The sequence below is a fragment of the Sediminibacterium ginsengisoli genome (assembly GCF_900167075.1).
Taxonomy (GTDB): domain Bacteria; phylum Bacteroidota; class Bacteroidia; order Chitinophagales; family Chitinophagaceae; genus Sediminibacterium; species Sediminibacterium ginsengisoli.
Map to the genome: position 1 here is coordinate 19,894 of NZ_FUWH01000016.1, position 18,493 is coordinate 38,386.

Here is an 18,493-nt window from a genome sequence, read left to right on the forward strand (position 1 = left end):
CTGATATTTTATGGTACAGGGTTTAGCGGATCACATCTTTACCAACCTGGTAATTCAGTTCTTCTTTGGCAAGCCGGAGATTCAGCTGTTGTTGTAACAATTTCAGCCGGGCTTCGCGGTAGGCATCGGAAAAATCGATGAACTCGAGCAGGTTGATCTGCCGGTTACGATAGCTCTCCGTTACATTGCCGAACATGCGATTGTATTCACTGTAGAAGTCTGTCTGTTCTGTACCGGCCGCTTTTTGCGTGATATAAAGCTTGTTTAAGGCATTGGTGATATTACTGTTCATCTGCTGTGTTACCTGCAGCAGGTTGGTTTCTTCCTGTTTTACATTAAAGTTTGCCGCTTTGATATTACCCTGGTTCTTATTGAAAATATTCAGTGGCAGTGAAACGCTGAGACCCACATAATGCGGCGCGTAATTGCTGTTGTGATCATATTCAGGGCCAAGCGTTATATCCGGTGAACGTAATGCTTTCTGATAACGCAGGTTCTGCTGCTGGTACAATATCTGCGACTGCTGCAATGCATAAGCCGGGTTATTCTGTTTAGCTGTAGCGATCAGGTCATCCAGTACCATTAACGGTACCTGGCTGCCGGCATCTGTGGCAGCGGCAACAATGAACTGATTGCCCTCCAGTTGAAGGAGAATACGCAGGTCGGTCTGTACATTGGCCAGCTGCGCATCATTATCTGCGAGGTCCTGTTGTACGGATAATTGCAGGGCCTGGATCCGCAGCAGGTCTTTGCGTGCGGTATTACCCGCTTTTTCCTGGGCCTGCATGGCAGTGAACAGCTGGCGGATATGCGTGAGTTGTTCCTGGTAGAGCCTGTGAATATTCCAGAGCTGCTCCATGGTATAATAACTGCTGCGCAGCTGGTATTTGAGGTTCCGCATCAGGTCGTTGAACTGGAGTTCATTGATCCTGGCATTGGTGGTAGCCATATCGATCAGCTTGCCGCGTTTGCCTGCGGTTTTGATCAGCTGCTGGATCTGTATAAAATACTGTCCCTGCAGATCACCATTGGCATCTTTACCATGAGCGAAGAATTTACCATTGGCATAGATATTCTGATCGGTCTGGAGCACCGGGTTATCCCAGTATTTCGCTTGTTCTATCAGGGCCTTGGAAGCATCGATACTGTAACGGGAAGCTACGAGATCGAGATTTTTTTCCATAAAGATCCTTTCGGCATCGGGTAAACTAAGCCTTAAAGTATCGGTACGGTCATTTTGTGCACACAAAGGGGCACAGAGGAGCAGGAGCATAAAAATGCCCACACTTCCCCTAAGGATGGCATGCCATCCCCATACACGGGTCGGTAACATGGTTTCTGTTTTAGAGTATTGCAATAAAATAATCACTGGCTATACGCATACGCTATAGCTCTGTGGAGCAGACGGTGTTCAGGTCTGTGTGTAGGCCTGTTCAGGCTTTGGGAGGAGGGGGTGTGATCTCTCTTGCAAAACGAACCGTTTTATTGTCGTCCACAGGTGTACTGTAACGCGCAGAAACGGTGTATTGGACAGAGTTGTCAACAAGTGTCGATTGATTGAATAATTTGATCGTAATATGCTTCTGCACCTGCGATTGCTTTTCTTCATGCTGCAGGTTTTCAGGGAAAGCGTTTTTCTTTCCCAATACGACTTCGGCAAAATATTCAACCAATGTGTTCAGGTCATTGTATTCGACAACAGTAGCAGAGGAAGTGCCCATAGGCTGGAAATTGATGGCATCTGTAGACAGGTTCAATATCTGCAGGGCCATCAGAAATAAAAAAATACGTTGGGTGGTATGTATTATTTTTTTTCTCACCAGGGTTTAGACTACATACAAAGTACAGCTATGATTTTTAAAAAGATTGTTAATGATTTAGAAATCAGACAATGATAATATGTTAATGATCATAATCTGCCCTTTTAAATACCAATAATACCGTTGATCAGTAATGCTGTTTTTGGGAAACGCAGACTATGCATTTTTAGTAAAAAAATGAAGCTCAGTATAATAGTAATCGCATGTTTTCTTACCTCTTCCGCGTTATCTGCCCAGGAAGCCGCCAAACCTGTTATGTTTGCGCCGGGTATTATTTCTGCAGGATCGCATGAACTCAATGCTTCTTTTACAAAGAATGAAAAAACAGTTTTTTACAGCAGAACTACTACGGGGTGGGGACTGATCGCTATTTACACTTCAAACAAGCAGGGAAATTCCTGGAGCCAGCCGCAACCTGCACCGTTTACCGGTCAGTATCGGGATACCGATCCGTTTGTGGCGCCGGATGGTAAACGCTTATATTTTATGTCTGACAGACCGTTAGCAGGTGAGAAAAGGACCGAATTCGATTATAAATTATTCTATGTGCAGCTGGAAAATGGTAAAATAACCGGAGAACCGCAGCCATTTGTTTTGCCGGTATCAGCAGGAATGAAACCACAGTATCCGTCTGTAGCGGCCAATGGCAATGCTTATTATTTTTCAAGAGAAGGACGGGATGCAGATATTTATGTATCGAAGCTGTTGAACGGACAATACCAGTTGCCGGAGAAGTTATCGTTCAACACGCCGGCAGCCAATGATTTCGACCCGATCATTTCAGCGGATGAAAAATTTATCGTGTTCGTGAGTTCAACCAGAACCGGAGGACTTGGCGGTAATGATCTGTGGATCAGTTATAACGAAAATGGCACCTGGACGGAACCCCGTAATCTCGGTCCTGCGGTGAACACGCCGGGACCGGAGGGCGCACCGGGATTATCGGCAGATAACAAAACCTTGTATTTTTCAGCTTCGAGAGAAACGCCGGCAACAGACAAACCCTATACGCCGGCCCAATTGGAATCTTTATTCAATTCCTACCGGAACGGCCTGCCGAATATTTATATGGTAAGCCTGAAAGAATGGCTGCCCAAATCATAACAGCAGGAGCTACTGTTCCATAGGTTCACAGGAAACAACTCCATTTATCAAATACTCCGGCTGTATAAGAGCGCCGGTTCCTACCTTTGCTCTTCATGAAGCACCTGGCAGCCTTACATCATTATTTCTGGAAATACCGCGTTCGCTTTTTTATCGGCACTTTGTTCGTTGTATTATCGAACTATTTTGCAGTTCTGGCGCCACAGGTAACGGGTTTTGTGGTGAATATGGTGCAGCAGCGCTTACCCGGCGCAGCACCGGTTACTTCCAAGCCTGCCCATGATATCCTGGTAAGATGGTTTATCGATGCGGTACATGCCGCACAGTTCAGTTTTGGCTGGATGGTGGCCGTTTGCAGTCTTACTATTTTATTGCTGGCAGTGATCCGCGGCATCCTGATGTTCTTTATGCGGCAGACCATTATCGTAATGAGCCGACATATCGAGTACGACCAGAAGAACGAGATCTATAACCATTACCAGAAGCTGGACACCGGTTTCTACAAAACGCACAGCACCGGCGACCTGATGAACCGCATGACGGAAGACGTGAGCCGCGTAAGGATGTACACCGGCCCGGCCATCATGTACCTGATCAACCTGGTAACACTGATCGGTTTTTGTGTGGTGAACATGCTGCGTAAGGATGTGACGCTTACTTTGTATGTACTGGCGCCGTTGCCGCTGCTGGCCATTACTATATATTATGTCAACAGCATCATCAATAAAAAAAGTGAGAAGATCCAGGCACTCCTGTCGGATCTGACCACCAATGCCCAGGAATCCTATTCAGGTATCCGGGTCATCAAATCCTTTGTGCAGGAGAAAGCGATGCTCGGCTTTTTCAGGCAGAACAGCGAATCTTACAAACATAATGCGGTAGGTCTTGCCAAAGTAGAAGCGATCTATTTCCCGAGCATGACCCTGATGATCGGTATCAGCACACTGGTAACTATCCTGATCGGCGGCTTACAGGCATTGCAGGACACGAGTAAAGTAGGTCTGATCGTTGAATTCGTGATCTATATCAATATGCTCACGTTTCCTGTAAGTGCTATCGGCTGGACGGCCAGCATGATCCAGCGCGCCGCAGCATCCCAGAAAAGGCTGAACGAATTCCTGAAGACCAAGCCGGCCATTGAAGATGAAGGCCATGCTGCGCCGGTGAAAGTAAGCGGTGATATCGTATTCGACAAGGTTACATTTACCTATCCGCATACGGGCATTACTGCGTTGCAGGATATTCAGCTGCAAATAAAAAAAGGCGAGAAAATACTGATATTGGGACGTACGGGCAGCGGTAAATCTACCCTGGCGCAACTATTGCTCCGGTTCTATGATCCATCGCTGGGAAATATCAGTATAGGAGGGAAGAGCCTGCATGATATTGCGCTGAAATCTTTGCGCGAGCAGGTCAGCTATGTGCAGCAGGATGTATTCCTGTTCAGCGATACCGTAAAAGACAATATCAGTTTCGGGCTGGAAAAACAGGCTACGCAGGAAATGGTGGAACAGGCCGCCGGATTTTCCAGTGTACATAAAGAGATCCTGGGCTTCGACAAAGGTTACGAAACCATGATCGGCGAGCGCGGCGTAACACTGAGCGGAGGTCAGAAACAACGGATCTCCATTGCCCGTGCACTGATCAAAAATCCGGAGATCGTGGTCTTCGACGACTGCCTCAGCGCCGTAGATGCCAAGACCGAACATGAAATTGTAAGCAACCTGTACCGTTACCTCCACGATAAAACAGCCATCATCATCACCCACAGGATCTTCTCCTCATTCCGCTTCGACAGGATCCTCGTTCTCGACGGCGGTCGCCTGACCGAACAAGGCACCCACGACGAACTGATGGCCCAAAACGGCTATTATGCCGAGCTCTACCGACTCCAGCTCACCGAAAACCACCGCCAGGACATAGCCTGAAACGCCCTAAAGCGCTGACCAGGTAACTATTTTCAAACATTTTGGGCAAAATTTTGGTAATTCAATAACAATCATATATTTGTATTAGTCATAAAAAGGAATTAACCAACCAAAACCTAAAAACTGTGTCGTACGAGAACAACGAAAAAAAACTAGAAAGTGTTTACAGCACGCGGATCAGGGCAGGCAAAAGAAGAACCTATTTTTTTGATGTGAGGGCAACCAGAGGTAATGATTACTATCTTACTATTACTGAAAGCCGTAAACGTTTCGACAACAATGGGTACGACAGGCATAAGATCTTTTTGTACAAAGAGGACTTCAACAAATTCATCAAAGCGCTGAACGAAGCGGTTGATTATGTGAAGACCGAGTTGATGCCCGATTTTGACTTTGACGCGTTCAACCACGAGTACAACGATGCGGAAGAAGGAGCAGAGCCACAGGATGTAGCTGCAGTAGTTGCAGAAGAGCCGGTAGAAGAGGAGTCGCCGGCAGTTGTGGCCGCACCAGCACAGACAGTAGCAGAGACCGTTGCGGCAAGCAATGCATCTGAGGAAGTAGATAAATGGTAAGCAATTACCAACACACCAATACTAACTGATACCACCAACCAAAGCTTACTGATGAACCGCCTTCGTGGCGGTTTTTCTTTGCCCGAATGTGAGCGGGATTATTGTTTTTCCAACACCCGGATATCCGCGATCAGCTGTTCCACTTTTTTAGGGTCAGTAGCATCATAGAACCCGCGGATCCTGTTTTGTTGATCAACCAGCGCAACATGCTGGGTATGAATGAATTGATTATCGATGCTTGTAGTATCACCTGTAGCCGCCAGCAGGTATTCAGCAGCAGCCACATCATATAAAGCGGTTTTGGAACCAGTCAGGAACTGCCAGCGCCCGTCTGTAACGCCGTATTTGCCTGCATAAGCCTTGAGTACCGCAACACTATCGTGCACCGGATCTACGGTATGCGACAGGATCACCACATCCGGCTGGTCTTTAAAAGCCTGGTAAACCGATTTCAGGTTCGTATTCATTTTAGGGCAAATGCCCGGACAGGTAGTAAAAAAATACTCCGCCACGCGGATCTTACCTGCCACGTCTTTATCTGTAAAAGTCTGGCCGTCCTGGTTGGTAAAGGAAAATGCACCCACTGTATGGTTAGCCTCACCCAAAACCGGTAATTCCTTGCTTTTGTTGAAGAATACCAGGCGTACTACGAATATGGAAGCTGTGATGCCGAGTATAAGTAATACGGGAATGATGATGCGGGGGAGGTGGGGGTATTTTTTAGCGGGTGCCATGAAGGGAAGTATGAAACGGTTATTAGCGGTTATTATATTCATTGTAAGTCTGAATAAACTCTTTATGGTACTCCTTAGATTGTTCTAACAATTCTCTATAAGTTTTAACAAAAACTTCACCCGATTTTCTATAAGTGTCCTCTTTACTTTCAAAAAAATCATCTCCAGATTTAGAACCTCCTACGACATAACACACAACCTTAGAGAAACCAACATGCTGAGCATATTTTTTCTTCAAGAAAACTCCATATTTATACGCTTGCTCAATAGCTTTTTCATCAATTTTGTAACTACTTCTTTTAATTTCTATTACATATAATATTTCTCCTAAAGCATTGCTACATAAAAAGTCAATCCTTCTATCTTGAATATTTAAAACCTCATCAGGAAAAGTTTCACTTAATAATTTGCTATAGGTTACTTCATCTCTAAATTCAAGTATTCTCGGATCAAGAAGCCAAGAGAATTTTTTAAGAAAATTATGAAGAGTAGGTACTTCTTTAGTATCATTATCTAAATATTCTTCAAATTGTTTAATTACTTCAACCCTAGAGACAGCAATATCCCTAAATTGTTTTGCCTCTATTGCCTTCCAGTCCGATATGAGTGTCAGAAACTGTGGTAATTGCTCCTCATTTGAAATTTCAGCTATTTTTTCGGCATACTCCTTAAAAGTTCTATTTTCGAATTTGTCAATTACGTTCTTTATTATTTCACTAGATTTTTCTGTTTCAATTCTTGGATTCGATAAAATCGGTTCGATAATTTTGTCACTTAGGTCTTTTTCAAATCTAGGTAGTTTTTTTTGCCATTCAGCAATATCCAAAAGTGTTGTTTTTTTAATATCTTCTTTTTTAACCTCTGACCTTTTACGTTTCCACTCATTGCCTATTTTTTTTATTACATTTTGTAAAAAAAATTGTAACTCTTTTGTTTGATCATTCTCCCAATTTAAAGAATGCCTATCAGTCGATATTACATCTTCATTAAAATCGTCTATAAAATCCACATCAAGATATCCCGTAACATATGAATGAAATTGATCGTTATCCCTTAATCCGTAAAAACTAGCAGTATTTACTATTTTCCCTCTAGATACTAAATAAATGCCTGACATTTCTGTATCTTTTATGGGTGTGACCGTTGTCAGAATAAATCCCCTAACATTATCTTTATACTTATATGACTCATCTAAGCTATTAGGAAAATCCCATCTGAATTGTTCTTCAAAAGAATTAAATTTTAGTTCATTTGTTACATCAGTTTCACCAGCATCATTTAAGAACATTTTTAATTGCAATGCATCAAAAATCATGAATTTTTTAGAAAGACTAATTGCGATATCGCCTAAATTAAATCCAGACTTTCGCCTAATGGATTTCAAATAAAGAGTTGTTCCATTAGACTCAGTTGTAGGTGTATTTTTATCTTTTAGCAACTCTGGGTTGTACATTCCAGTAGTTGCGGTTTTGATATCGTTTAAGCACATTCTAAAATGATTTAGTATGCCATTTTGAATTGACTTCACCTCAATTATATCACAAACGCCAAAAACTGACAGTTTACCCAACCCTTTTTTTCCTATAACAAATCGATCTTTTGCGGTTTTGCTATCTTTGGTTTCTCTACGACGATTTCTGCCGATTAATAAAAATTTATAATTAAGTTCATCAAAGGACATTCCCGTTCCATCGTCTTCATAAATAATCTCTTTAGCTCCGTCTTTATCATAGAAATTTATACGAACATTATCGGCATCCGCATCCCATGAATTAGATACTAACTCGGACAAAACACTTGGAAGCTTAGAATACAAAGAAATGCCCAAATGCTCAATAGTATTTGGATCGAATTTTAATGTTAAATTTTCACTCATGTCTTAATTCGCTTAGGAAATTATCGTTTAAACTCTTATTTATTAAGTATATCAAAAAGTTGTCTAGCGATTGCTTCTGCCATAAGAGGCGGCACCGCATTTCCAATTTGTTTGAATGCAGGTGTTTTTACTATTCCTTCTTTAATACCTTCGAAAAAGTAGTCATCTGGAAATGATTGTAATCTTGCTGCTTCACGTATTGTGAGAGACCTGTTTTGTTCAATATCCGGATGGATATAATAATGACCATCTTTCGAAATATGCGCAACAACAGTTTGAGAAAAGGCCTCATCAGCCGCTACAACCTTAAATCTGTCAAAAAAAGATTTACGATTCTGATGGGTTTTCAATCGTTCCGGCAAATCATTATAATTCAATCGTTCCCTTTTATTATTCCACTTATTGACTGCAATTCTATATATCTCTTTGTCTTGCTGTGTATGCGGTCGTGCTATATGTTGTGTAAGTATATTAATGCCATTGCGTATTGCAGTGTTGGTAAGATATTCGTTTGTTTTAGCACGGTATTTTGTAAATCTTGCAGCAGTTTCGCCAGCCTGCACTTTGGGCAAATCATTTAACAAGGCTTGCACGGCATATTTGCTGTTTATCTTAATTGTCAGCAGGTCAGGAACTATATAATTCAATCCCTGCTTCCAACCAATGATAATAATACGTTTCCGTTTTTGTAAAACGCCAAAATTATTTGCCTCAACGTTGAATTTCCTTATTTCATACCCCTTCTTTTCAAACAGCCTTTGCATGTTGCTCAAATATTTACCATTGCCGGCGGATAAAAGGCCAATTACATTCTCAAAAACGAATAGTTTGGGGCTGTATTTTTCCAGAAATTTTGCATAATGAACATAGAGATAATTACGATGATCTCCTTTCATTCCATTTTCAGATCTTGCTCGACCAACCAGCGAATACGCCTGGCAGGGTGGGCCACCAATAATCAAATCTACAGTTTGCCCTTTTAGTTGAGTTTCTATTGCTTTATGTATTGCGGAGTTATTTTCAGCACCGATAGGAAGATTAATTACCGAATTCAATAATTCATCCGGAATTTTTGAATAAAGCTGAGATCGTGTTATTTCACCTTTAAGATATGATATGTAAATATCAAATTGACTGTTTTTTTTTAAATAATGATAGGCAACGCGTGTTTTTAAGGTATAGCATGCCGCCTTATCCATCTCAACATGTGCAACGGGCTCGAAACCGGCTCTGATAAAACCTTCCGATAATCCTCCGGCTCCTGCAAATAAATCTATGTATTTAAAACTCATTTCTGTTTGTTATTCCTTTCAAAAGGTTTTGCAATGTTTCAGCCCTTTTATCAGCCTTTAAATCGCATTCCCATATTACAATTATTTTCCATTTTTCATGCAATAATCTTGCGATATTTTCCGCATCGTTTGCTTTATTGGCGTTTATTTTAGCCAGCCACCAATCAGTTTTTGTTTTTGGTACTACAAAATACCTGCATTGGTCATGTCCGTGCCAGAAGCAACCGTTTATAAATATAATTGTTCTGTACTTCGGTAAAACGAGATCAGGCTTGCCATGTAATTTTTTATCATGCAACTTATATCTCAGTCCATGTGAAAAAAGAAATTTTCTTACAAGCATTTCGGGTTTGGTGTTTTTACCCTTGATGCGGCTCATATTGAAACTTCTTATTTCTTTGGAGTGTACATCAGCCATATACAAAAGTACCCATCTTCAGATACATTTGATTACGGATTCCCTTACTAATATATCATTTAACTATTTGCGATCACTTAAGAAAATGGGTTCTCTCTCATCCTCCAAAGCACCACCAAAACCACCACCGAAAACACCGTCCCAACCGGCAAATACCACAACGTAAGCACAGAAATAATTACCCCAAATAGATAAGCCCAACTCTGGTTCGTCCAAAACCCATATACCCAGGCCAGCCACAGCAGGCCATAGATCAGAAACAACGGCCCGAGTTTGAACACATCAATATTCAGTTTGTAAAAGAGATTTGCCCAGGGACCGGGCTTCTCAGGGCCAATGTATTTGCCTTTAAGCATTACATAAATGCCATCGAGCAGCATATAGGCTCCATTCAGGATTCCGAGGATGAAGATGAGCAGTTTCATGGGGCAGCAGTTCAGTTTGGTAATCTTAAGCGATATGTGAAATATAGTAAATATGTCTGATAACTAAAAGAACTAGTTCCAGATACAAAAATGACAAGGGTACGGGACAACAAAATACTAATCATGCATAGGCTCAGGCAGGTTAAAATATTCGCCGCGGGTTTTGCCCAGGGTCTTCGACAGCTTATTGAAATTCTCAGTCGTCGGTTTCAGATCAATATATTTCCCCACAATACTGCGGTGTTTATAAATGATAAAAGTATTCTCAGCTTCGGGATTGATCTTGTTCAGGTGGGCTTCAGTGGCTTTATCGTTGAAAGCCGGGACAAAAGTTAATGCGGTATTTTTTATGTTAAGTTCGGTTCCTAATTTTTCCAGTTCGGATTGGCGCGTATTTTTATTGTAGTTCCTGTTGTTCCCGTACACAAAATAGACTTTCAGGTATTGTTTGCGTTTTTCGCTTTCCTGCTCCAGGAAGCTGAGCCAGCTTTTGATGGCTGGCCAGTCGGGCAGGTTGCTCACAAAATAAACAATGCCATGGTAGCGGCCGTATTTGCAGACCGGGCAGGTCTGTGTTCCCTTATCCGGCCCGAATGCGTGGAATGGTGTAAACGAAGGCTGGTCTTCGCCGATGTTCAGTCCGGATTGTACTTTGGCCGTTCCTTTTTTCGGGTAATCGGGAATGTTCAGACCGAGAACAATATCGTGTTCGGCAATCTGTAAACTGTCTTTCAGCAGCACCCGTACAATACCGCTGCCGCCGCGGTTCTGCTGCGGGTATTTTTTGAAATGCGGGATCAGGAGTTTATCGTCGTCGAAATTGATCTCGTCGGTATAATATTCGTTGGCCAGATCCGGTTCTTTGATGGCTAAATGAATATGTGCGGGCAAAATATCGTTCGGGTAAGGAGCGGGGCGAATGGTTCTGATCGTATATTTTCCATCTTTACCCGTCTTAACCCAGCCGCGGATATGGCCGTGACGTTGGGCTTTCTCAGCCATGCCTGGCCGCGGTGAATAATAGCCGTCATGATCCGTCTGCCAGTAATAGATGATCACATCAGATGCAGGTGTCTGGCCGTCGAGCTGGAAAACGGTTCCGGTTACGATCAGTTTTTGTCCTTTTTCATTCCAGCCGGGACTGGTATCTTCCGACTGGATGGTTTCCGGCATCCCTACATACATCAGTTCACAACCATCGCAACCACCGCCAATGATTGCATTTTTTCTTAGGGTTGATTCTTGGTTGGTTTGTCCGCTGCAGCTGATAAATAAGATACACAGGCAGCTTATCAGTGTTTTCATGGTCAACTTTTTTTACAAAGAGACTATTGAAACCATTGATTGTCAAATCAGATAAGGTAAGCGGAGTCTATTTTGTGGTAAGCTGATGGCGTTCTGAGAATTTCTGTTTGAAATGCTTCGCGTAATTACGGCTTAGGCGCAGCATGGTATTGTCTGCGAGCGTGAGATCGTAATCGCCATTCTGACGGGATTGGATCGTTGCGACTTTATCCAGGTTCACAATATGCGATTTATGGATGCGTACAAACTGCTGATCGTTCAATTGCGTTTCCAGGGCTTTCAGCGTTTCCGTGTACAGGTATTTCCTGTCAGGATGGTAAATATCGATATAAGGTGAATTGGCCGAGAAATACAGGATCTCATTTACATCCAGTACGGATTTCCTGTTATTGTTGTCGTTGATCAGGATCGAGCTGATAAAGTTCCTGGCGGCGTTTGACTGCTCAATTGCTTCGGTTTTCCTGTTCAAAAGCGTAAACGCGACCAGCGAGAACCCGTAAACGATCACCGTTTTAAGGAAGTAAGCGGATAAGGCGTAATTGAAAGTCTGCCAGTAATCGAATGTATGCTCATAAAATACAGCGGACAAGATCCACACCAAAGCCGGGTAAGCCAGCATATGGAATACGATCGCCGAACTGATGATCAATAATTTAAATATCGACTTTTGAGTGGTTTGGGTCAGTTTATACGTTAATAGCAGCAATGGCAGATATAACAACCAGTAAGTACTGAACAGCAGCGACTCGGAAATGTAGAATGAACTGTTTTGAAACCGGGTGAATACATAATCCAGGATCACATTCGCGGTAGTGAAGAATACTAAGCAAGTAATAAGGACATGCTTTGGCTTTTGCCAAAGTTCCAAATCTGTGAAAATTGATTTATTGAGTTGCAAATTTACTTTTAATGAAGTTTAAGAACGTACTATTTCGCGCATTAGCGTCATTTACAATAGCATCAATATCCCACATAAAAACACCTACAGGTACAGTTTTTTTAGGATTTAATGAAATGGCGACATCTTTTTCATTGTAATATAGTTTTCCTGTTGAATACAGTTCTGTGAAGTCACTTGATAAAGCCAGTTCAACTTCGCTATTGAATTCGATTATTCCATAATACCATATCCTTTGAATCTTATTATTATAATACTTCATCAAATTTCTTGCTCTATTTTCAAGTTGGTTAATCGTTTTTAAATTATTATAAAGATCAAGGCCACGTTTTTTTAATTCGACAATTACTACATCAAAAGGCTTATCCTCCCTTGGGTTATTTGAAAAAACAAAAGCGAAATCTGGTCTGTCAATATCTTTTTGAATTTCTTCTCCTTTCACTAAATGTTCAACAAGCTCAGTCATTTCTCGATCACTCAGGATTATTTCATAAGTCATATATTTATCATCCAACAACCAAGAGTTATTTTTGTATATATCCTTTACCAGATTCGTTTTTTCAAATTTTCCATCTTTTCCTTTTGTTGCGATTAATTTATGTAAGTCAGCTTCACTATCTTTCGATGTTGAATTTTTGAGCTTCTCAATTGTAAGTTGACGAAACAATATATATTCTGTTAATGCGCGCGCTGAAATTTCTAATGATTTTTCAAACTGTTCATCAGTTAAATGATGCGCATCTAAAATTTCTTTTTGAGCTTTGAAAAACTCGTCTTGTGCATTTTTTAAAATATCATTCCTTTTGATATAGCCAATATTATCAATGTCAAAATACCCGTTCAAATGCGGATATCTATTCACTAAGTTTTCTTTAATTTTCGCATTATTCGTTTTTATACGAGGAATTTTTTCTTCTATTAGTGATGTAACCTTTTTCCTGAAAATTCTTTGAACTTCTTTTAACTCAGGTTTTGTCAACGTTAAGTTTTGTCTTGACGCATCAACCTTGCCTATAAAGTAATCTGAAAATAATAAGAACACCATTTTATATCCAGTGGGAATATTTTCGTCTGCTATTAATTCTACCTTAAAAGTTCTATTATCTACTGAAACTGCAGATATTAGAGATGTTTCACTAGCATTGACCTCTTCAATGGAATAATAAAGCTGGAATCTGTCGTATAAACTTAAAGTACTTTCTATCTCTACAAATAACATTGATGGTATTTCATCACTAGAGAGTACTTCTTCATATTCTCTTTTATCAACTTTCGATTTAATGCTTATTTCTATGGTCTTTCCATTTTTCTTGTATTGAAATAGTCTAGAATAAAATTCTTCTAAGATTCTGCTTTTAATATCTTTAGGAGTTATGTATTCAGACTTTGCAATTTTTTGTAAAGTATAGCTCTTCATTAATAGGGAAGTGCCATTGGGTGTGTCGGGTATATTACTTAATTCAAATTTTTCTTCTTCAAATTGTTGAGAGAAAGTAAATCTCCTTTCCTTATTTTTCGAGAAAATACTCTTGACGATTATTTCATCGAAATAGCATAGGTAAACTAATCTTCCTAGTCCTTTATGAGAACTTTCTTCAACATCAAAAAGATTTGAAAATTTAGCATATCGACTATCATCGAAGCCTAAACCATTATCGGATATTTTAACTTCAAAAGTCTCGGGTCTATTCTGTGCATCAATTGAGATTTCAATATTAATTTTAGTAGACTCTGCATCTAAGGCATTACTTATAGCTTCGAAGTATACCATTTCGAGTGAAGAATTACCGAAAAACATTTTGACCGCTTGACCCAATTTAACTTTCATAAGTTTATATCGCTTTCACAAAGTTAACGCATTAGAACTCGGCAATATTTTGCGTAAACTACTCTTTCTTTTTTATCTATATTTTATTTACAACATAGCCACTGACTTAAAAATGGTAATAAAAACAAATATTAAATATCTTATAATTAATACTATTTTAAACTCGCAATCAATTGATTATGACTGAGTTACAAAATAGAACTACTCCCCCATCGGAGAGGATAAAGACATAAGAAATGAAAATCTGCCAGTATTACAGAAAACTTTAGTATGTTTGGCATACCATTGGCAGTAAGGAGTGAGGGAAATGGTTTCATGTGGTGGTGGTGTTTATTTGCTTAATGTGTCGTATAAAACGGCATCTAAGATACTATAACGATATATTCTCTCCATTATTGTTTTCCAACAACTGTGGATAAGAATATCCGGCTGTGGTGGCCGGTGTTTTAATGTGTAACTTTCTAACCGAAAGGATTTATAAGTGCAGGCGTGGTAACCTGCACTTTTTTTATGTCAACTATCGCCCAGGTGGAGGACAAACACACATGAGTGTATCACCTTTAGCCACCGGCACATCTTTACTCATTACCCTTGAATACAGGCGGCGAGGCTCTAACACTAAGGCATCGAGAGCAACATTGTAACCAGCGAAAGAAGACAGCAAATCCGTAGCATTACTGCCAAGCATTGCCTTAGCGGCATCTTTGCCCCATTCAGCACTGATATTATACGGCTCACTGACTTCCGATATCGGAATGAATCTTTCAGTAATGTTGTAGTGCCACTGACCTAAAGTATCGGTTTCTGCCTCATATACGCGGACTGTCCAGTGCGCTATAAATTGTACATCTGTGATCATTGCGCAGGATTTACAGGTGTAAAATCAATACCCGGATGCAGAGCTGCTATTTTTTGTATCAGCACATCGTCTGTCAGCCAGCTATCCGTTTCTTCTTTCTGCAACAACACAGTAGATGCATATACAACTTCTGAACCATGCAGCAACATGTAACGCATACGCGCAGCTCCTGATGATCTGTACTGCACCTCATAATCATAACCATCAACATTGATGGCCGTTTGTAAAGCTATTTTTGTCATTGAATTTTGTATTTAATCGTTTCTGATGGAAATAGGGAATGTATAACCGTTGATGTTGACCGGAAGAATCGAGCCGCCCAAAGTCGAAGTCAATCTATTCAAGAGGGCGTTAAACTTTGTTTTCATATCTTCCAACGTATCATCTTCAGTAACATAATATTCATATGTGATCAGATCGTTGTAAGGAAACGGAACACCAATCTTGACAGCAGCGGGATCAATGCCGAAAGTCTCACCGGTCTTTATTGAACCATCAAACTCGGTTTCGGTTGCATCTATTTTAAGACGAGCAGTAATATCTTCAGGCCTAAAAACCTGCAATACAGCTGTACCAGAATCGGAAATACTGGTAGGCTTGAGATGTATTTTATTACCGCCGTTATCCTGAAAATAGAGGCTATTACGGCCATGTTCATCAAAATACGTTACCCAACGTTCATCTACAGCACCCGCTCCGGGCTCACCTGGATCACCTTTGTCACCCTTCGGGCCGGGCGCACCATCATTACCGGTATCACCCTTATCGCCCTTATCACCTTTATCACCCTTTGGGCCTGAAGGGCCGGGAGGCCCCGGATCTCCGGGGTCACCCTTTCCGAACTCTTCAGGCTTGTTAAGGATCTCGGTAATACCACTGGTAGCTTCCCAATCACTGTTTTTCTGCCGGCGGCTACTGTTATTCTTAACGTCTGCCATAACCGTACCTCCTTTTTGGTTTCATTGCCCTGATCGCTACAATAACAACAGCAACGATAGCAACAATGACAGCACCGATTTTCATATACGACTTGGTACTGGTATTAGGAACCCTTGTATTGCCCGGCTCCGGTGTCTCTACTTTGCCATTAACAGTACCAACAATCGGGTTCGACTGTACAACAGGATTCTGAAAAAATGACTGTGTAGATCCAGCCAGCTGGAACGTACTTTTTGAGTAATTAGGATCCTGCCTTTCTACAGCATCGGCTTCAGCAGACATGCCGCCTGCGCGGATCTTTGCAGCAATTTCCTTGTACGTTACTTTACGCCTGAAAGTGCCATAAGAATCATACCCATCCTGATTAACAAGCGTATCAAACCCCTTGTTGCTAACATAACCATAGAGATTGGAAGCTGTACGTGCCTTATCTTCATCAGCCGGATAATCGGTAACCCATGCTCTCGCCTGTGCCGGTGGCCATCCTTTCCAATCGGACAATGTATCTCGCTTGAATAAGCCACCAATAAAGCCCGTAGCAGCTGCAAGCGGATTGCTTGCTACGTTATTAACTGTTTTCGTTAAATCTTCAAAGAATGCCATATTAAACGAGATTATCCTGTACGTATTTGTTTAAAGAAGACCAGTGGCTTTTACTGAACCATCCCATCGGATTGCCCCAGCTGTCTAATTCCTTCAGCACTGCATTTTTCAATGAATTGCCATACGCATTCTGGTAGTAAGTAGATGCATATTGCACCTCTTCAGCATTGCGGAGAGAGTTGAGACATTCCACTACCTCGCTTTCCGATGTTGACCAAGCATCAAACATATCTTTCAACGATTTCACAACACCGACAACAAAGCTGGTACGGATAGCAGTTGACGACTGCTGATTAAGATCTGCATTTACCTTCTGCTGATCCTTACCGGCAGACAGAAAAGCAAAGCCACTGGAAAACTTATTTAACAAGGACTTGCCGAATGCGATAACCGCGATCACAACAATTCCGATAATACCCCAACGCATGTACTGCGTTGCCTGATTGTTTTTTCTTTTATATGCCATATTGTTTTTTTAAACGAGGAACAGCGCACGCTCATCAGTACGGCGATTCGTAAGGCCTGCAATCGCAACCTTTGCACCATTGATGGTTACCTTATTCCATTTGAGAAATTCATCGGCTACGGCCTTTGCTGATTCACCGGCCTGTATACGTTTCCATAACGTAGATTCGAGCAGAGCACCAGTACCAACGTTATAAGCAAACGATACAAGCGCAGCCGTTTGAGAATCCGTTAACTTAACCTTTGACCTCGAAACAACGAAATCGTATTTCTGGTTAAACTCATACTCAAATTCTGCCTGGGCCTGATCCTTTGTGATCACATCACCCTTTTTTACGGATGCACCGTTTTTATACTTGATAGTACCCCAACCGATAGTCCATATTCCCGCGCTATCTTGGTAGGCTTTGAGGTATAAACCTTCCCATTTTTTTATGATAGCTTCAGCTGTTTTTTTTGCACTCATAAATGGATTGTAAATTGTTAATGTATTCTGCAAGTCATCCAGCATTGACGTTTCATCCCCTTCGTTTCTTTTCGGGAATATGATACGCCACACAAAAGCAACTGCAGCAAGAAGAAAAGCCGCCGCTAATACAAGGGCGGCCTTTCGGTTTTTGGTTTTTCGCGCCATGGTTTACTATTTAATAAACATGGCTTTGATCTTGGATCCGAAGAAGTACCACGCAGCACCAGCGGCAACAACCACGGCAGCGAGTATGTACAATGTCTTAGATTTCATCTTTCTTTTTGTTTTTGTTAAGAATGTGTTTGATAGCTGGTGTTACAGCAATAATCGCTACTGCAATCTGACCAAGGGCCGAGATCACGCCCGGCACCTGGGAAAGAAAATGCATAAAGCCGCTACCTGTCACACCAATCGTTGCGATTGAATAGGGATGATTAGTCATTCTTCACTTCAGGCTTTGCGTCCGCAGGTGCATGTCCTTCATAGTAATCATGGGCAGCTTTGAAACCTGCGTTCACCGCTCCCAGCACGACACCGAAAATCATTGCCTTACGGAGAAAGCCACCCATTTTTAATAAGAACTTCATTAGCGGCGGTTTTTAGGTTGACCAAAGCGGCCGCAGTAACCGCCATTAGGCGCTTTAGGATTCAATACCAATCCGAGTTTCTCAATAGAAACCTTACCGGTTGATTGATCGTAAAGACAGCTAACGAGATAAGGAGCAGCCATGCCAACCTGAACCGTAGCAGTCCAGTTTTCCCAATTGCGACCTGTACGGCTCTCATGTACGTTGGTACCCTTATTAGGGCCACATATGATGGTAACAAAGCCTTGACGACTGGCTTTCCAACCACGTACCCACGGCTTACGGCTATCACCAGACACACCCGAAGTGCAGCCAGAACGTTTACGCTTTGGTCGATTATTACGGTTGTTATTGAAGTTATTATAACC

At 41.5% G+C, this 18,493-nt stretch carries 22 protein-coding genes; 3 read left to right on the forward strand and 19 right to left on the reverse strand.

The annotated features are described in order from the left end of the window. Positions 1 to 22 precede the first annotated feature (22 nt). Together B5D42_RS17630 and B5D42_RS17635 are read right to left on the reverse strand one after the other, a co-directional pair. The gene (locus tag B5D42_RS17630; RefSeq protein WP_078832869.1) at positions 23 to 1,333 is read right to left on the reverse strand and encodes a TolC family protein; all 1,311 of its coding nucleotides are present in this window, start codon (positions 1,331 to 1,333) and stop codon (positions 23 to 25) included. 100 nt (positions 1,334 to 1,433) lie between these two features. Then, positions 1,434 to 1,772, reverse strand: coding sequence for a hypothetical protein (locus tag B5D42_RS17635; protein WP_078832870.1), 339 nt, complete (start codon positions 1,770 to 1,772; stop codon positions 1,434 to 1,436). Positions 1,773 to 1,997: 225 nt separating this feature from the next. Between B5D42_RS17635 and B5D42_RS17640 the strand changes: the two genes are divergently transcribed. From B5D42_RS17640 to B5D42_RS17650, 3 genes are all read left to right on the forward strand, one after another. Next, the gene (locus tag B5D42_RS17640) at positions 1,998 to 2,924 is read left to right on the forward strand and encodes a TolB family protein (RefSeq protein WP_078832871.1); all 927 of its coding nucleotides are present in this window, start codon (positions 1,998 to 2,000) and stop codon (positions 2,922 to 2,924) included. Between the two features lie 95 nt (positions 2,925 to 3,019). Beyond that, entirely contained in the window at positions 3,020 to 4,852 is a 1,833-nt protein-coding gene (locus tag B5D42_RS17645) for an ABC transporter ATP-binding protein (protein ID WP_078832872.1), read from the forward strand. Positions 4,853 to 4,977: 125 nt separating this feature from the next. After that, on the forward strand, positions 4,978 to 5,427 hold the full coding sequence (locus B5D42_RS17650; protein ID WP_078832873.1) for a DUF3276 family protein: 450 nt from the start codon (positions 4,978 to 4,980) through the stop codon (positions 5,425 to 5,427). Between the two features lie 98 nt (positions 5,428 to 5,525). Here the strand turns inward: B5D42_RS17650 and B5D42_RS17655 are convergent, their stop codons facing one another. From B5D42_RS17655 to B5D42_RS18065, 17 genes are all read right to left on the reverse strand, one after another. Then, a complete protein-coding gene (locus B5D42_RS17655; protein ID WP_139367231.1) occupies positions 5,526 to 6,203 on the reverse strand; it encodes an SCO family protein in 678 nt (225 codons plus the stop codon). Next, positions 6,184 to 8,037, reverse strand: coding sequence for an ATP-binding protein (locus B5D42_RS17660; protein WP_078832875.1), 1,854 nt, complete (start codon positions 8,035 to 8,037; stop codon positions 6,184 to 6,186). Before B5D42_RS17660 ends, B5D42_RS17655 begins: the two co-directional genes overlap by 20 nt. A gap of 35 nt (positions 8,038 to 8,072) precedes the next feature. Then, entirely contained in the window at positions 8,073 to 9,329 is a 1,257-nt protein-coding gene (locus B5D42_RS17665; RefSeq protein WP_078832876.1) for a DNA cytosine methyltransferase, read from the reverse strand. Further along, positions 9,319 to 9,747: a very short patch repair endonuclease gene (locus B5D42_RS17670; RefSeq protein WP_078832877.1), complete on the reverse strand. Its 429-nt coding sequence runs from the start codon at positions 9,745 to 9,747 to the stop codon at positions 9,319 to 9,321. The genes B5D42_RS17665 and B5D42_RS17670 overlap by 11 nt, the downstream gene beginning before the upstream one ends. A 77-nt stretch (positions 9,748 to 9,824) precedes the next feature. Continuing rightward, entirely contained in the window at positions 9,825 to 10,172 is a 348-nt protein-coding gene (locus tag B5D42_RS17675) for a hypothetical protein (protein WP_078832878.1), read from the reverse strand. Positions 10,173 to 10,289: 117 nt separating this feature from the next. Beyond that, a complete protein-coding gene (locus B5D42_RS17680) occupies positions 10,290 to 11,477 on the reverse strand; it encodes a dioxygenase family protein (protein ID WP_078832879.1) in 1,188 nt (395 codons plus the stop codon). A 67-nt stretch (positions 11,478 to 11,544) separates the two neighbouring features. Next, complete coding sequence (locus B5D42_RS17685) at positions 11,545 to 12,279, reverse strand: LytR/AlgR family response regulator transcription factor (RefSeq protein ID WP_217698861.1); 735 nt, start codon at positions 12,277 to 12,279, stop codon at positions 11,545 to 11,547. An 82-nt stretch (positions 12,280 to 12,361) separates the two neighbouring features. Beyond that, positions 12,362 to 14,203: an ATP-binding protein gene (locus B5D42_RS17690; RefSeq protein ID WP_078832880.1), complete on the reverse strand. Its 1,842-nt coding sequence runs from the start codon at positions 14,201 to 14,203 to the stop codon at positions 12,362 to 12,364. A 517-nt stretch (positions 14,204 to 14,720) separates the two neighbouring features. After that, positions 14,721 to 15,062, reverse strand: coding sequence for a hypothetical protein (locus B5D42_RS17695; RefSeq protein WP_078832881.1), 342 nt, complete (start codon positions 15,060 to 15,062; stop codon positions 14,721 to 14,723). Further along, entirely contained in the window at positions 15,059 to 15,304 is a 246-nt protein-coding gene (locus tag B5D42_RS17700; RefSeq protein WP_078832882.1) for a hypothetical protein, read from the reverse strand. Before B5D42_RS17700 ends, B5D42_RS17695 begins: the two co-directional genes overlap by 4 nt. Positions 15,305 to 15,316: 12 nt before the next feature. Next, a complete protein-coding gene (locus B5D42_RS17705; protein WP_078832883.1) occupies positions 15,317 to 16,000 on the reverse strand; it encodes a collagen-like triple helix repeat-containing protein in 684 nt (227 codons plus the stop codon). Further along, positions 15,987 to 16,604, reverse strand: coding sequence for a hypothetical protein (locus B5D42_RS17710; RefSeq protein ID WP_078832884.1), 618 nt, complete (start codon positions 16,602 to 16,604; stop codon positions 15,987 to 15,989). The genes B5D42_RS17705 and B5D42_RS17710 overlap by 14 nt, the downstream gene beginning before the upstream one ends. Position 16,605: 1 nt before the next feature. Next, positions 16,606 to 17,070: a hypothetical protein gene (locus B5D42_RS17715; RefSeq protein ID WP_078832885.1), complete on the reverse strand. Its 465-nt coding sequence runs from the start codon at positions 17,068 to 17,070 to the stop codon at positions 16,606 to 16,608. A 9-nt stretch (positions 17,071 to 17,079) separates the two neighbouring features. Continuing rightward, positions 17,080 to 17,703, reverse strand: a complete 624-nt coding sequence (locus B5D42_RS17720; RefSeq protein ID WP_078832886.1) for a lysozyme — start codon at positions 17,701 to 17,703, stop codon at positions 17,080 to 17,082. A gap of 97 nt (positions 17,704 to 17,800) precedes the next feature. Continuing rightward, positions 17,801 to 17,980, reverse strand: a complete 180-nt coding sequence (locus tag B5D42_RS17725) for a hypothetical protein (protein ID WP_078831773.1) — start codon at positions 17,978 to 17,980, stop codon at positions 17,801 to 17,803. After that, entirely contained in the window at positions 17,973 to 18,125 is a 153-nt protein-coding gene (locus B5D42_RS17965) for a hypothetical protein (RefSeq protein WP_176112995.1), read from the reverse strand. Before B5D42_RS17965 ends, B5D42_RS17725 begins: the two co-directional genes overlap by 8 nt. Beyond that, the coding region (locus B5D42_RS18065) for a hypothetical protein (RefSeq protein ID WP_217698816.1) at positions 18,125 to 18,493 on the reverse strand (369 nt) is incomplete at its 5' end. The genes B5D42_RS18065 and B5D42_RS17965, both read right to left, overlap by 1 nt.